The following is a 14,448-nucleotide window of genomic DNA, read 5'->3' as shown; positions in this document are numbered from 1 at the left end:
CCTACCCGCTCTGGCCGGGCAGGCACAGGCGCCGCTGGCTGCTGAACCGCCGTGGCTCCCCGCTCAATGGGTCATCGAAGGCCAGCCCCTGCGCCAGCAGCTGCAGGGGCGACTCGAACGTGTCATCCCGGCGCGGCCTCAGCTGCGGATACAGGTCATCGCCCTCGATGGGTGCGCCCAACATCGCCATATGCACGCGCAGCTGGTGCTTGCGGCCGGTTTCCGGCCGCAGCCGGTAGCGCCAGACCGGCCCTTCGGCCTCGATCAGCTCGATCCGACTGCGCGCATTGGGCTCGCCCGGCACTTCGGCCATGCGAAAGAACGGCTCCCCCGACACCAGGCGGCTGTCGCGCTGCAGCGGAAACTCCAGCCCGGGCAGCGCCGGTGCCAGCGCCTCATAGGTCTTCTCGATGCGCCGCTCGCGGAACAGCCGCTGATAGGCATCACGCGTGGCTGCCTGGGTCGAGAACAGCACCAGGCCGGCGGTCAGCCGGTCCAAGCGGTGCAACGGCGCCAGTTCGGTGTTTCCGGTACGTGCGACCAGGCGCGCCAGCAGGGTTTCGCGTACATAGCCACCGGCCGGCGTCACCGGCAGGAAGTGCGGCTTTTCGGCCACCAGCAGGTGCGCATCCAGATGCAGGATGGTCTCGGCGAAGGGAATCACAGGCTCGTCGGCCACTTCGCGGAAGTACTGGATTTCCAGCCCAACCTGCCAAGGCAAGTCCGGCGCCAGTGCCCTGCCCCGCGCATCCTGCACACGGCCTCGGGCGAAACGATCCTGCCATTGCGCGCGGTCGATGCGCGGGAAACGCGCGCACAGGCCATCGAGCAGGCTGGGCCAGTGGCCGGGCGGCAGCTGCAGGCGGCTGGGCAAGGTCATGGCGTCCACTCCGGCCACGGGAAAGAGCGCAAGAGTGCCACCGTTGACGCTGCGCAGACAGACCGGCAACGGACACCCCTGGAGCAAACCTCTATCATTGTCGTCTTTAGTCCACGGACCCCCCATGGCTCTCACCGCCACCATCCGCAAGGCCGAACTGCAGATCAGCGACATGGATCGCGGCTACTACGTGACCCACAACCTGACCCTGGCCCAGCACCCGTCCGAGACCGACGATCGCCTGATGGTGCGCCTGCTCGCCTTCGCCCTCAATGCCAGCGATCGCCTCGAATTCGGCCGCGGCCTGAGCACCGATGACGAGCCGGATCTGTGGGAACACGACTACACCGGCGACATCCTGCAGTGGATCGACCTGGGCCATCCGGACGAATCGCGCATCCGCAAAGCCAGCAACCGCAGCCGCCAGGTGCAGGTGATCAACTACGGCGGCAACGCCTCGGACATCTGGTGGAGCAAGCAGAGCAAGGGCCTGGCGCGCTTCGACAACCTTTCGGTGGTCGACCTCGACGGTGCCTTCGTCGAACTGTGGGGCCAGCAGATCCAGCGCGCCATGCGTTGGAGCGTGTTGATCCAGGACGGTGAAGTGCAGCTGCTCAACGACCAGATCCAGCTCGACGTGATCCCGAACTGGCGCAAGCGCGCCAAGGCATGAGCACGATCCGTTGCGATGTGGTGGTCATCGGCGCCGGCGCGGCCGGGCTGATGACCGCGATCACGGCTGGCCAGCGCGGCCGCCAGGTGCAGGTGATCGACCATGCCAACAAGGTCGGCAAGAAGATCCTGATGTCCGGCGGTGGCCGTTGCAACTTCACCAACACCGGCACCACCCCGGCCAACTTCCTGTCGGCCAACCCGCACTTCTGCAAGTCGGCGCTGGCGCGCTACACGCCCTGGCACTTCATCGAGCTGGTGCACAAGCACGGCATCGCGTATCACGAAAAAGAGCTGGGCCAGCTGTTCTGTGATGTCTCGTCCAAGCAGATCGTGAAGATGCTGGTGGATGAATGCCAGGCGGCAGGCGTGCAGGTCCGTACCGACTGCAGCGTGCAGCGCATCGAGCACGGCAGCGATGGCTTCCGTGTGCACACCCCCCATGGCCTGTTCCATTGCGCCTCGCTGGTGGTTGCCACCGGCGGCCTGTCCATTCCCAGCATGGGTGCTACCGGCTTCGGTTATGAAGTGGCCCGACAGTTCGGCCACCAGGTGCTCCCGACCCGCGCAGGCCTGGTGCCACTGACGCTCAGCGGCAAGCACCAGGAACGGCTGGCCGATCTCAGCGGCGTCGCTCTCCCCATCGAGGCGCGCTGCAACGGAAAGAGCTTCCAGAACTTCATGCTGCTGACCCATCGCGGCGTGAGTGGCCCGGCGATCCTGCAGATCTCCTCGTTCTGGCAACCTGGCGACGCGCTGGAGCTGGACCTGCTGCCCGGCCAGGATGCCGGCGAGTGGCTGCGCCAGATGAAGCGCGAACGACCCGCCGCCGAGCTGCGCACGGTGCTGGGCGAGGTACTGCCGAAGCGGCTGGCACAGCGGCTGTGCGAACACTGGCTGCCGACCGGCCCGTCCGGCAGCTGGACGAGCCGGTGCTGCGCCAGGCCGCGCAGCTGCTGGGCGCGTTCCCGCTGGTGGCCAGCGGCACCGAAGGCTACCGTACCGCTGAGGTCACCCTGGGCGGCGTGGACACCGCCGAGGTCTCGTCTTCGACGATGGAATCCAAGCGTGTGCCCGGCCTGCATTTCGTTGGCGAGGTGCTGGATGTGACCGGCTGGCTGGGCGGCTACAACTTCCAGTGGGCCTGGGCCAGCGGCCACGCGGCCGGTGGCGTGGTGTGAACCACATCGCCGTTCGATGCGTGCAAGGGGTGCGCGCATGGACGGTTCGGCGCGCATCGTGTATCTAGATTTGCAGATTGGGGAGCAGTGCATGCAGAACGCGAACGACATCACCATCCGCCTGCTGATCGTCGATGACAGCGGCGAAAATGCCGAGGCCATCGTCAGCACCCTGCGCAACAGCGGCATCGCGGTACGCCCGTGGCGCCCGCAGGATGCAGCCGAGCTGGCCCAGGTGCTGGCCGGCCAGGCCATCGACCTGGTGCTGGCTTCGCCCTCCCAGGGCATTCCGCTGCCACTGGTGGCCCAGCATATTGCTGCCAGCGGCAAGGACATTCCGCTGGTACTGCTGGCCGAGCGCATCGACGAAGACGAACTGGTGCAGGCCAGCAGCCACGGCATCCGTGCCCTCGCCCTGCGCCAGCGTTCCGAGCACCTGCTCGCTGTGGTCCGTGACCAGTGGGTGGACCTGCAGGCACGTCGTGGCCTGCGCCGCATCGAGGCGCAGATGCGCGAGACCGAGCGCCGCTGCGATGCCCTGATCGCCTCCTCGCGCGACCCCATCGCCTACGTGCATGAAGGCATGCACATCCGCGCCAACGATGCCTATCTGGAAATGTTTGGTTACGAGCATTTCGACGATATCGAAGGCATCTCGCTGCTGGACATGGTCGCCGCGCAGCACGTGGAAGGCTTCAAGCAGCTGCTGAAGGGCCTCAGCCGTGGCGAGGCGCCGCCGCCGCAGTACCAGCTTGATGCCCGTCACGAGGATGGCAGCGCGTTCCCGGCGACGATGGAATTCACCGCCGCCACCTACGAGGGCGAATCCTGCCTGCAGGTGGTGCTCCGCCGCCGCATGGAGTTCGATCCGGAGCTGGCGCGCGAGGTCGAGGACCTGCGCCAGCGCGACCAGGTCACCGGCCTGCTCAACCGCCCGACCTTCATGCTGCAGCTGGAGAGCGCGGTGGCGCAGGCCGGGCGCAGCGAGGGCCAGTTCGGCCTGCTGCTGATCGAGCCGGACCACTACGCGCGCCTGCTGCCGGACATCGGCCTGGCGTCGGCCGACACCCTGATCGGCGCCCTGGCCGGCCTGCTGGCCGAGGTGGTTGGCGAGGACGCGCAGCTGGCCCGCTTCGGCGAACACAATTTTGCCGTGCTGCAGGCCGGGCCCTACGCGCAGACCGTGGCGCTGGCCGAGCGCATCCGCGAAGCCTACGCCGCACACGTCTTCAGCATCGGCGCGCGTTCGGCCACGGTAACGGTCAGCATCGGTGGCGTGCAGGTGGGCGAGAAGATCGCCAGCATTGGCCAGGTGCTGGCACGCGCCAGCGAATGCACGCAGGCCGCCGCCGAACTGGGCAACACCTGCCGCATCTTCGACCCGGCCGCCGCCGACCGCGTGGAGGAAGAGCGCGTGCTGCGCTGGGTCGCCCGTATCCGTGAAGCGCTGGCCGGTGATGGCTTCCAGCTGCACTACCAGCCGGTGCTGAACCTGCAGGGCGAGTCGCTGGAGCTGTATGAGGCCTACCTGCGCCTTGAGCACAACGGCGAGCTGCTGAGCCCGACTGCGTTCCTCGGCATCGCAGAGGAACACGGCCTGCTGGCCGACATCAACCGCTGGGTGGTGTCACAGGCCATCGCAGTGCTGGGCCAACGTGCACGCGAAGGCCATGCCACGCAGATGCTGGTGAAGGTGACGCCGGAATCGTTCGACGACCCGCAGATGATCGCCACCCTGCGACGCGAGCTGCAGGCACAAGGCGTGCCCGGCGAACGCCTGTGGCTGCATGCGCCGGAAGCGAAAGTGTTCACCCACCTGCGCAGTGCGCAGCAGTTCCTGGCCGAAGTGGCGCCCCTGGGCTGCCGCATCGGCCTGGAGCAGTTCGGTTCGGGGCTGGACTCGTTCCAGCTCCTGGCCCACTTCCAGCCGCAGTTCCTGAAGCTGGACCGCGGCTTCACCAGCGATCTGGCGGCCACCCGCGAGAACATCGACCGCATCAGCCAGATCACCGCGCGCGCGCAGGGAGCCGGCATCCGCACCATCGCCGAGTTCGTCAGCGACGCCAATTCGATGACCCTGCTGTTCAGTGCCGGCGTGGACTACGTGCAGGGCGACTTCGTTGGCCCCGCGCTGCCGGAAATGGGCTTCGAGTTCGGGTGACCCCTACCTGCAGAGCCGAGCCATGCTCGGCTGCCGGACTCAAGCGAAGCGCAGCCGAGCATGGCTCGGCTCTACACAAGCGAAAATGCCGGCTTTCGCCGGCCTTTTCATTGATCAGGTCATGTCGACCAGATTTTCGATCTTCACGTCCGGATTGACGTCGGCTTCGTAGTCAACGCCCTCCACGCCGAAACCGAACAGGCGCAGGAAGTCGGCCTTGTAGCCGGCCAGATCGCTGATCTCGTAGAGGTTCTCGTTGGTCACCTGCGGCCACAGCGCAACCACCTTGCCCTGCACGTCCGCAGCCATTTCCTTGTAATCGGCACGCAGGCGGCCTTCGTCATCGACCAGCGCAACGGTGTGGCCATCGCCATCGACCAGGTCGTGGCGCAGGCGATCGATCGCCACGCCGTCGGCCTTGCCGCCGTAGAGAATGTCGTACAGCACGTCGAGCTGCTCGATGCAGCCTTCGTGCGTGCCCTTCTCCTTCATCACCTTGAACAGCAGCGACAGGTACAGCGGCATGGTCGGAATGGCCGAGCTGGCCTGGGTGACCACGGCCTTCAGCACCGACACGCGCGCATCGCCGCCGATCTTGGCCAGCTTCTCGCGCAGGCCCAGCACCTTGGTGTCCAGGTCCTTCTTGGCGGCGCCGATCGAGCCGTTCCAGTAGATCGCCTGGGTGATCTCTTCGCCCACATAGGTGAAGGCGGTGGTGGTGCAGCCGTTGGCCAGCACGCCGGCGTCGGCCAGCGTGTCGATCCACATCTGCCAGTCCTCACCGCCCATCACCGCGACGGTACCGGCGATCTCTTCCGGGGTAGCCGGCTGCAGATGGGTCTCGGTCAGCACTTCCTTGTCGGTATCCAGGCCACGCAGCGTGATCGGCTCGCCGATCGGCTTCAGCGTGGAGCTGATGATTTCACCGGTCTTCGGGTGCTTGCGGCGCGGCGCGGCCAGGCTGTAGACGACCTGATCGACCTGACCGAGATCAGCCTTGATCATCTCGATGGTCCTGGCCTTCACTTCATCGGAGAAGGCGTCACCGTTGATGCTCTTGGCGTACAGGCCGGCCTCGTCGGCGTACTTGTGGAACGCGGCCGAGTTGTACCACCCCGCCGTGCCCGGCTTGGTTTCGCTGCCCGGGCGTTCGAAGAAGATGCCCAGGGTGGCGGCGCCACTGCCGAAGGCAGCGGTGATGCGCGCAGCCAGGCCGTAGCCGGTCGAGGCGCCGATCACCAGCACGCGCTTGGGGCCGTTCTGGATCGGCGGGCGCGCGCGGATGTAGTCGATCTGCTGCTTGACCGCGGCCTCGCAGCCGGTCGGGTGGGTGGTGACGCAGATGAAGCCGCGGACGCGCGGTTTGATGACCATGGATACCTCGGGTTGGCAGATGCGGCGCGCGGGGCGCTCAGCAGGAATACGGGTGCGCGCCTGCGCGCGCGAACCGCAGGATCGTAGTGCGCGGGGGAAGATTGCACAACCGACGCTGGCGTAGGGTGGGGTTTCTCTTTGCAGGGCTGCGCCCTGCACCCGCTAAAAGCCAGTGCCGAAGCAACAGCAAAAAGCTGGTTTCCTGCGGGTCGGCGGGGTGGATCCGGTTGCGGGGGACGCTGCAAGTACGTCCATGTAAGCTCGGTCGCCGCATCCATGCGGCTCACGCCCCCTCAACCGGACCCACCCCGCCTTCGACAGATTTCCGCGATCTGTCAGGACGGCTTTCTGCTCTGGTGGGTGTCGACCTTGGTCGACACAGTAAATCTGATCCGAGTTTGATTATCGATATCTCACAGAAGTGTCGACCAAGGTCGACACCTACCGACAGCCACAGGAGTCTGTCAGAGGTGGGGCGGTGTCGGAGTGCGGGGTGTCAGCCGCATGGATGCGGCTGCCAAGCCTACAGGGACGTACTTGCGGCGCCCCCGCACTCCGACACCGCCCCACCAATCCACGGAATGCCCGCTGTTGCTGTTGCTGTTGCCTCTGCAGGTGCAGGGCTGCAAGCCCTGCCAACAAAAAACCCCGCTTGCGCGGGGTTCTCTGCGTGTTGCGTGCAGCGCGAACGCTTACGGGCGGCGGGCCAGGGCCTCGACGTCCTTCGCCTTCGGCAGCAGGTCCTGCTTGCTGACGCGCAGGAAACCGATCGTCAGCATCGGCACCGCCACCAGGATCGAGGACAGCACCACGATCACCGCACCGATCATGTGCGTCTCGGCCAGGCCTTCCATCGAGCTGCCGCCGTACATGTACAGGGCAAGCGCCGACAGGAAGAACATCACCGCGGTGATCACCGTACGCGACAGCGTCTGGTTGATCGAACGGTTCAGCACTTCCATCGAGTCCACGCGCAGGCTGCGGAAGTTCTCGCGGACGCGGTCGAAGACCACGATCAGATCGTTGATCGCAAAGCCCATCACCGACAGCAGGCCGGCCAGCACGGTCAGGTCGAACTCACGGCCCAGCAGGGACACGTAAGCCACCGTCACGATCAGGTCGAACATCGCCACGATGCTGGCGGTGACCGCGAACTTCCATTCGAAGCGCACCGCGATGTAGATCAGGAAGCCGGCCAGCATGAAGATGGTGGCGTACAGGCCATTCATCGCCAGGTCCTTGCCGATCTGCGGACCCACGAACTCGTTGCGGAGCACGGTGGCCTGGTTGTCGGCAGTGGACAGGGCCTTCACCACGGCTGCGGCGGTGGCCTTGTCTTCGTGCGCGGCGTCGCCGGTACCGGCAGCGTGCTCACCGTGCGGGGCCAGGCGGATCAGCAGATCGGTGTTGCCACCGACACTCTGCACCTGGGCACCGTCGAAGCCACTTTCCTCAAGCTTGGTACGGACCTGCTCGACGTCCACGGCCTTGTCGAAGCGGGCTTCGATCAGGGTGCCGCCGGTGAAGTCCAGCGCGTAGTTGAAGCCCTTGATGCCGATGATGGCGACCGAGGCCAGGAACACGATGACCGTGACGACCATCGCGACATGGCGCCAGCGCATGAAGTCGATCTTGGTGTCGTTCGGGAGGATGTGCAGCGGAAACAGTTTCATGTGCGTGTCGTCCCGTCAGATGGCCACGTTCTGGAGCTTCTTGCGGCGGCCGTAGATCAGCGTCGCCAGCGCACGCGATACGGTGATCGCGGTGAACATGGAGGCGAAAATACCGATGATCATGGTCAGCGCGAAGCCCTTCAGCGGACCGGTACCGAATGCGAACAGCGCCACACCGACGATCAGGCCGGTCAGGTTGGCGTCGAGGATGGTGCCCGAAGCACGTTCGTAACCGGTCACGATCGCGGTCTTGCCCGGCACGCCGGCACGCAGTTCTTCACGGATACGTTCATTGATCAGCACGTTGGCGTCGACCGACAGGCCGACCGACAACGCCAGGCCGGCGAAGCCCGGCAGGGTCATGGTCGCGCCGAACAGCGACATCACCGCGACCACGATCAGCAGGTTGAACAGCATCGCGATCGAGGTGATCACGCCGAACATGCGGTAGTAGACGCTGAAGAACACCAGGGTGAACAGGAATGCGAACACGACCGCGCGCATACCGTTCTTGACGTTCTCGGCACCCAGGCTCGGGCCGACCACGCGCTCTTCGACGAAGTCCATCGGCGCGGCCAGCGAGCCGGACTTCAGCAGCTTGGCCAGGTCCTCGGCTTCCTTCTTCTGCAGACCGGTGGTCTGGAAGTTCTTGCCGAACACGCCGTTGATGTTGGCCACCGAGATCACTTCCTCGTTGACCTTGAAGCCACGCACTTCCTGGCCGTCGACGACGGTCACGGTCGGCACGCGTTCGGTGTAGACCACCGCCATCGGCTTGTTCACGTTGGCGCTGGTGAAGTCGAACATGCGCTGGCCACCGACATTGTTCAGCGTCACGCTGACCGCCGGGGAGCCGCTGTTCGAATCGGTCACGGCCTGCGCGCCGACCATCTGGTCACCGGTGACGATCACGCGCTTGTTCAGCAGGATCGGGCCGCGGCCGTCACGCTGCTGGTAGACCTTCGCTTCCGGCGGGATGCGGCCGGCGGCGATGGCATCCTGCGCGTTGCCTTCAACCACCGCACGGTACTCCAGGGTAGCGGTGGCGCCGATCATGCGCTTGGCTTCGGCGGTGTCCTGCACGCCCGGCAGCTGCACGACCACGCGGTCGGCACCCTGACGCTGGATGATCGGCTCGGCCACGCCCAGCTGGTTCACACGGTTGCGCAGGGTGTTGATGTTCTGCTCGATGGCACCGTTGGCAATCTGTGCGATCTCGGCGTCCGGCACGGTGACCGTGATGCGGTTGCCGCTGACGTCGTAGCCAAGGGTCGGCTGCGCCTTGACCAGCGCGGCGCGGGCACGCTGCGCGGCATCGTCACCCGCCGACGGGCTCAGGTTGGCCACGATGCTGTTGTCAGCACGGCGTTCCACCGACTGGTAAGGAATGCGCGCGTCACGCAGGGTGCTGCGCACGTCTTCGGTATAGGCGTCCAGACGCTTGTCCAGAGCCGCCTTCTGGTCGACCTGCAGCACGAAATGCACGCCGCCCTGCAGGTCCAGGCCCAGCACCATCGGGCGGCCACCGAGTTTGGCCAGCCAGTCCGGCACGGTCGAGGCCAGGTTCAGGGCCACGGTGTACTTCTCGCCGACGGTGTCACGCAGGGCGTCGCTGGCAGCGGACTGCGCCTTCAGGTCCGGCAGGCGGACAATCAGGCTTTCCCCTTCCTTCTCGACACCGACGGGGGTGACACCGGCCGTCTTCAGGTCGGCCAGCACACGGTCGCGCAGCGCATCGTCGATCTGCCCGCCACGGTTGGCGGTGATCTGGAGGGCCGGGTCCTTCTGGTAGATGTTGGGCAGCGCGTACAGCGCACTGAGCGCCAGTACGATCAGGATGACGACGTACTTCCAGCGTGGAAATTCGAGCATTGCTTGGGTCCCGCGCGGCGCCATCCCCGGCGCCGCGGTTGTGCATCGGAAAGGGAGTGGCTTACTGGGCCGACTTCAGGGTACCGGCCGGCAGCACGTTGCCGACAGCGCCCTTCTGCACGCGGATGCGCACGTTGTCAGCCACTTCAATGGTGATGAAGTTGTCGCCGATGTCGGTGACGATGCCGGCGATGCCGCCATTGGTCAGCACTTCATCGCCACGCTTGATCTTCTCCAGCATGGCCTTGTGCTCCTTCTGCCGCTTCATCTGCGGGCGGATCATCAGGAAGTACATGATGGCGATCAGGATGACCGGGAACAGCAGCGTGGTCAGGCCCATGCCCTGCGGTTGGCCGCCGGCGGCCTGGGCGTGGGCGGCGGGAATCAGGAAGGCAAGCAGGTTCATCGTTGGTCCTTTGGTTGGGCGGCGCTTCGGCCGTTTCACGGGCACGAGGTGTCGACCGCGGATCTGGGTCAGCCTTGAAGTATGCCACGGCCCCGGGCGTTCGTCCTTGGGCCGTTTGGCAGGGGGCGTTCGGGTTAGAGGGGCGGGGCCACCGCCCCGCGTGCCGCGTAGAAAGACTCACGGAAGGCCAGGAAGGTTCCCGCCTCGATGGCCGCACGGATGTCGGCCATGAGCTTTTCGTAATAGAACAGGTTGTGCAGGGTGCCCAGCATCGGCGCCAGCATCTCGTTGCAGCGGTCCAGGTGGCGCAGGTAGGAACGGGTGTAGCCACCAGTGCAGGCCACGCAGCCGCAGCCCGGCTCGATCGGGTCCATGTCGCGCGCGTACTGGGAGTTGCGGATGCGGACGGTGCCGAACGAGGTGAAATAGTGGCCGTTGCGCGCATTGCGGGTCGGCATCACGCAGTCGAACATGTCCACGCCACGTGCGACACCCTCGACCAGATCCTCCGGCCGGCCCACACCCATCAGGTAGCGCGGACGGTCGCCCGGCAGCTCCGGGTCCAGGTGGTCGAGCATGGCGTTGCGCTCGTGCTCCGGCTCGCCCACGGCCAGGCCGCCGATGGCGTAGCCGTCAAAGCCGATCGCCTGCAGGGCCTCGGCCGAACGGCTGCGCAGGTCGGTGTGCACGCCCCCCTGGACGATGCCGAACAGGGCCGCGTCGTTGCCGAGCTCGTCATGCGCGTTGCGGCTGCGCTGGGCCCAGCGCAGGCTCAGCTCCATCGAGCGGCGCGCCACATCCTCGGTGGCCGGGTAAGGGGTGCACTCGTCGAAGATCATCACCACGTCCGAATCGAGCACCTTCTGGATCTTCATGCTCTCTTCCGGGCCCAGGAACACGCGGGCACCATCGGTGGGCGAGGCGAAGGTCACGCCCTGCTCGGTGATCTTGCGGCGGTGGGCCAGCGAGAACACCTGGAAGCCGCCGGAGTCGGTCAGGATCGGGCCATCCCAGCGGCAGAAGCCGTGCAGGCCGCCGTGGTCGGCGATGATGTCCAGGCCCGGGCGCAGGTACAGGTGGAAGGTGTTGCCGAGGATGATCTCGGCGCCCAGCGCACGCACCTGGTCCGGCAGGATGCCCTTGACCGAGCCATAGGTCCCCACCGGCATGAAGGCCGGCGTTTCCACCGTGCCACGCGGGAAGGTCAGGCGGCCACGGCGGGCACGGCCGTCGCGGGTCTGGAGCTGGAACTGCAATCGGGACATGGAGCGGTCATTCGGGCAAATAGTTGCCCATTGTCTCCCAAGAAGGCGCGCGCACCAAGGTGCGCGCCTACAGGGGTCTCCGCCCTCCCAGAGCCTCCAGCCTCTTCAGTCGGTCTGCGGGAACAGCAGCATCGCGTCGCCGTAGCTGAAGAAGCGGTAGCGCTGCTCGATCGCGTGCTGGTAGGCCTCGAACACGCGTTCCTTGCCGGCAAACGCGGAAATCATCATCAGCAGGGTGCTTTCCGGCAGGTGGAAGTTGGTCACCATCGCGTCGACGCTGCGGATGCGGTAGCCCGGGGTGATGAAGATCTGCGTTTCACCGGCAAACGGCAGCAGTTCGCCATCACGCATCGCGCTTTCCAGCGCGCGCACCACGGTGGTGCCGACGCCGATCACCCGGCCGCCGGCGGCGCGCGTGCGCCGCACCTGCTGCACCAGCTCAGCGCCGACGTTCAGCCACTCGCGGTGCATCACGTGGTCCTTCAGGTCATCGGCGCGCACCGGCTGGAAGGTGCCCGCTCCCACGTGCAGGGTGACGTGGCCGAAGTCCACGCCCTTGTCCTTCAGCGCGGCCAGCAGCGGTTCGTCGAAATGCAGGCCGGCGGTCGGCGCCGCCACCGCGCCCACTTCGCGCGCGAACACGGTCTGGTAGCGCTCGCGGTCGTCCACGCCCGGCTCGCGCTGGATGTAGGGTGGCAGCGGCAGGCGACCGGCGTGCAGCAGCCACTGTTCCAGCGATTCCGGCACATGGAACTGCAGCACGTAGAACTCGCCATCGCGGCCCAGCACCTCGGCTTCACCACCGGCATCCAGCGCGATGCGGCTGCCGGCCTTCGGCGACTTGCTGGCGCCCACCTGGGCACGTGCCTGCTGGCCGCCGAGCAGGCGCTCGATCAGGATCTCGACGCGGCCGCCGCTGGCCTTCTGCCCGAACAGGCGCGCCGGGATCACCCGGGTGTCGTTGAACACCAGCAGGTCGCCCGGCTGCAGCAGTGACGGCAGGTCGCGGACCTGCAGATCGGTGAAAGCATCGGGCGCCGGCGGTACCAGCAGCAGGCGGCTTGCGGAACGTTCGGCCAGGGGCGCCTGCGCGATCAGTTCAGCCGGCAGGTCGTAGTGGAAATCGGACTTCTTCAAGGCAGTGGGCGGCAACAGGTCGACAATGGCGCGCATTGTACGTCCAGCGTCTGCGAGCCGGCGCACTTCGCGGCGAACGTCGCGCAAAATGCTGCTATGCAGCAGGCTTTTGCGGGGTTATCGCGCAAAAAAACAAGTGCTAGCATCGAGCCGGAAGTCCGCTGCACGAGCCTGCCCCAAGCGCGCGTGATGACGCGCGTTTTGCTTTTGAAGACCCGTGCGACCCATTGTTTCAGGAGATCTGCAATGAGCTTCATCGAACGCCTCGCCCCCCTGCGCAACCAGCCCGGCACCCGCCTCACCTCCGGCCTGGACGACGCCACGCTGACCGCCCTGTCCGCCAACCACCCGCAGCTGATCGCCGCGGTGGACGCCGCCGCCGAGGAATTCGCGCGCGTGCAGGCCGACCTGGGGCCGCTGCTGGCGCAGGACGAACAGGCGCAGATCGACGCGATGCAGGACGGTTTCGTCAATTTCTACGCCGATGACGCGGTGACCCCTTACGTGGCACTGGCTGCGCGCGGCCCGTGGGTGGTCACCCTGAAGGGCGCCGTGCTGTACGACGCTGGCGGCTACGGCATGCTCGGCTTCGGGCACACCCCGGACGCCGTGCTGGAGGCAATGGCCCGCCCGCAGGTGATGGCCAACATCATGACCCCCAGCCTGTCGCAGCAGCGCTTCATCACCGCCCTGCGCGCCGAGATCGGCCACCGCCGTGGCGGCTGCCCGTTCGCCCGTTTCATGTGCCTGAATTCCGGCTCCGAAGCGGTCGGCCTGGCCGCGCGCATCGCCGACGTCAACGCCAAGCTGCAGACCGACCCGGGTGCGCGCCACGCTGGCGCTGCGATCAAGCGCGTGGTGGTCAAGGGCAGCTTCCATGGTCGTACCGACCGCCCTGCCCTGTATTCCGATTCCAGCCGCAAGAGCTACATGCAGCACCTGGCCAGCTACCGTGGCGAGGATTCGGTGATCACCGTGGCGCCGTACGATGAGGCTGGCCTGCGCAAGGTGTTCGAGGACGCCGCACGCAACCAGTGGTTCATCGAGGCGGTGTTCCTGGAGCCGGTGATGGGCGAAGGCGACCCGGGCCGCTCGGTGCCGCCGTCGTTCTACGCCGTGGCCCGCGAACTGACCCGTGCGCATGGCAGCCTGCTGCTGCTCGACTCGATCCAGGCCGGCCTGCGTGCGCATGGCGTGCTCTCGGTGGTCGATTACCCGGGCTTCGAAGGCCTGGACCCGCCGGACATGGAAACCTATTCGAAGGCGCTGAACGCCGCGCAGTACCCGCTGTCGGTGCTGGCGGTGACCGAGCATGCCGCGCAGCTGTACCGCAAGGGCATCTATGGCAACACCATGACCAGCAACCCGCGTGCACTGGACGTGGCCTGTGCCACCCTGGCCCAGCTGACCCCGCAGGTACGCGCCAACATCGCCGAGCGCGGTGCCGAGGCGGTGCGCAAGCTGGAGCAGCTCAAGAGCGAACTGGGCGGCCTGATCACCAAGGTGCAGGGCACCGGCCTGCTGTTCTCCTGCGAGCTGGCGCCGCAGTTCAAGTGCTACGGCGCCAATTCCACCGAGGAATGGCTGCGCCAGCACGGCATCAACGTGATCCACGGTGGCGAGAACTCGCTGCGCTTCACCCCGCACTTCGGCATGGACAGCGAGGAGCTGGACCTGCTGGTGGGCATGGTCGGCCGCGCGCTGCGTGAAGGCCCGCGCCGCGAACAGGCCGCCGCCGCGTAAGCCTCGTTCTTTGTAGAGTCGAGCTTGCTCGACTGCACTTCGTTCAGGCAACGCGATGGTCGAGCGAGCTCGACTCTACTGAAC

At 66.4% G+C, this 14,448-nt stretch carries 10 protein-coding genes and 1 pseudogene; 4 read left to right on the top strand and 7 right to left on the bottom strand.

All coding sequences use genetic code 11. The features are described 5' to 3' along the window. Position 1: 1 nt before the first annotated feature. Entirely contained in the window at positions 2-880 is an 879-nt protein-coding gene (locus FQS62_RS09200; RefSeq protein WP_208043615.1) for a pseudouridine synthase, read from the bottom strand. A 124-nt stretch (positions 881-1,004) separates the two neighbouring features. Between FQS62_RS09200 and FQS62_RS09195 the strand changes: the two genes are divergently transcribed. The 3 genes and pseudogenes from FQS62_RS09195 (at position 1,005) to FQS62_RS09185 (ending at position 4,894) form a co-directional block, all read left to right on the top strand. Further along, positions 1,005-1,553, top strand: coding sequence for a YaeQ family protein (locus tag FQS62_RS09195; RefSeq protein ID WP_049447615.1), 549 nt, complete (start codon positions 1,005-1,007; stop codon positions 1,551-1,553). Continuing rightward, a pseudogene (locus tag FQS62_RS09190) lies at positions 1,550-2,733 on the top strand (NAD(P)/FAD-dependent oxidoreductase). The gene FQS62_RS09195 and the pseudogene FQS62_RS09190 overlap by 4 nt, the downstream one beginning before the upstream one ends. A gap of 91 nt (positions 2,734-2,824) precedes the next feature. Beyond that, entirely contained in the window at positions 2,825-4,894 is a 2,070-nt protein-coding gene (locus FQS62_RS09185) for an EAL domain-containing response regulator (protein ID WP_099590060.1), read from the top strand. A 114-nt stretch (positions 4,895-5,008) separates the two neighbouring features. Here the strand turns inward: FQS62_RS09185 and fabV are convergent, their stop codons facing one another. The 6 genes from fabV to queA all read right to left on the bottom strand — a co-directional run bounded on the left by fabV (position 5,009) and on the right by queA (position 12,657). Beyond that, positions 5,009-6,268 carry an enoyl-ACP reductase FabV gene (gene fabV, locus FQS62_RS09180; protein WP_099590055.1) on the bottom strand — a complete coding sequence of 420 codons (1,260 nt, stop codon included), beginning with the start codon at positions 6,266-6,268 and terminating at the stop codon, positions 5,009-5,011. 692 nt (positions 6,269-6,960) lie between these two features. Next, complete coding sequence (gene secF / locus FQS62_RS09175; RefSeq protein WP_049445754.1) at positions 6,961-7,941, bottom strand: protein translocase subunit SecF; 981 nt, start codon at positions 7,939-7,941, stop codon at positions 6,961-6,963. Positions 7,942-7,956: 15 nt separating this feature from the next. Then, positions 7,957-9,813, bottom strand: a complete 1,857-nt coding sequence (gene secD, locus FQS62_RS09170; RefSeq protein WP_049445752.1) for a protein translocase subunit SecD — start codon at positions 9,811-9,813, stop codon at positions 7,957-7,959. 61 nt (positions 9,814-9,874) lie between these two features. Beyond that, positions 9,875-10,219, bottom strand: coding sequence for a preprotein translocase subunit YajC (gene yajC / locus FQS62_RS09165; protein ID WP_005409257.1), 345 nt, complete (start codon positions 10,217-10,219; stop codon positions 9,875-9,877). 134 nt (positions 10,220-10,353) lie between these two features. Beyond that, positions 10,354-11,484: a tRNA guanosine(34) transglycosylase Tgt gene (gene tgt / locus FQS62_RS09160; protein WP_029379947.1), complete on the bottom strand. Its 1,131-nt coding sequence runs from the start codon at positions 11,482-11,484 to the stop codon at positions 10,354-10,356. Positions 11,485-11,589: 105 nt separating this feature from the next. Further along, positions 11,590-12,657, bottom strand: coding sequence for a tRNA preQ1(34) S-adenosylmethionine ribosyltransferase-isomerase QueA (gene queA / locus FQS62_RS09155; protein ID WP_154348893.1), 1,068 nt, complete (start codon positions 12,655-12,657; stop codon positions 11,590-11,592). 210 nt (positions 12,658-12,867) lie between these two features. Between queA and FQS62_RS09150 the strand changes: the two genes are divergently transcribed. Next, positions 12,868-14,364: an aminotransferase class III-fold pyridoxal phosphate-dependent enzyme gene (locus FQS62_RS09150; protein WP_099588491.1), complete on the top strand. Its 1,497-nt coding sequence runs from the start codon at positions 12,868-12,870 to the stop codon at positions 14,362-14,364. The last annotated feature ends 84 nt before the right edge of the window (positions 14,365-14,448 follow it).

The sequence above is a fragment of the Stenotrophomonas sp. SBJS02 genome, assembly GCF_020428325.2.
GTDB classification, from domain to species: Bacteria; Pseudomonadota; Gammaproteobacteria; order Xanthomonadales; family Xanthomonadaceae; genus Stenotrophomonas; species Stenotrophomonas africana.
Note: the sequence above shows the minus strand (reverse complement) of the source record. Positions and strands in the feature narration are given on the sequence as shown.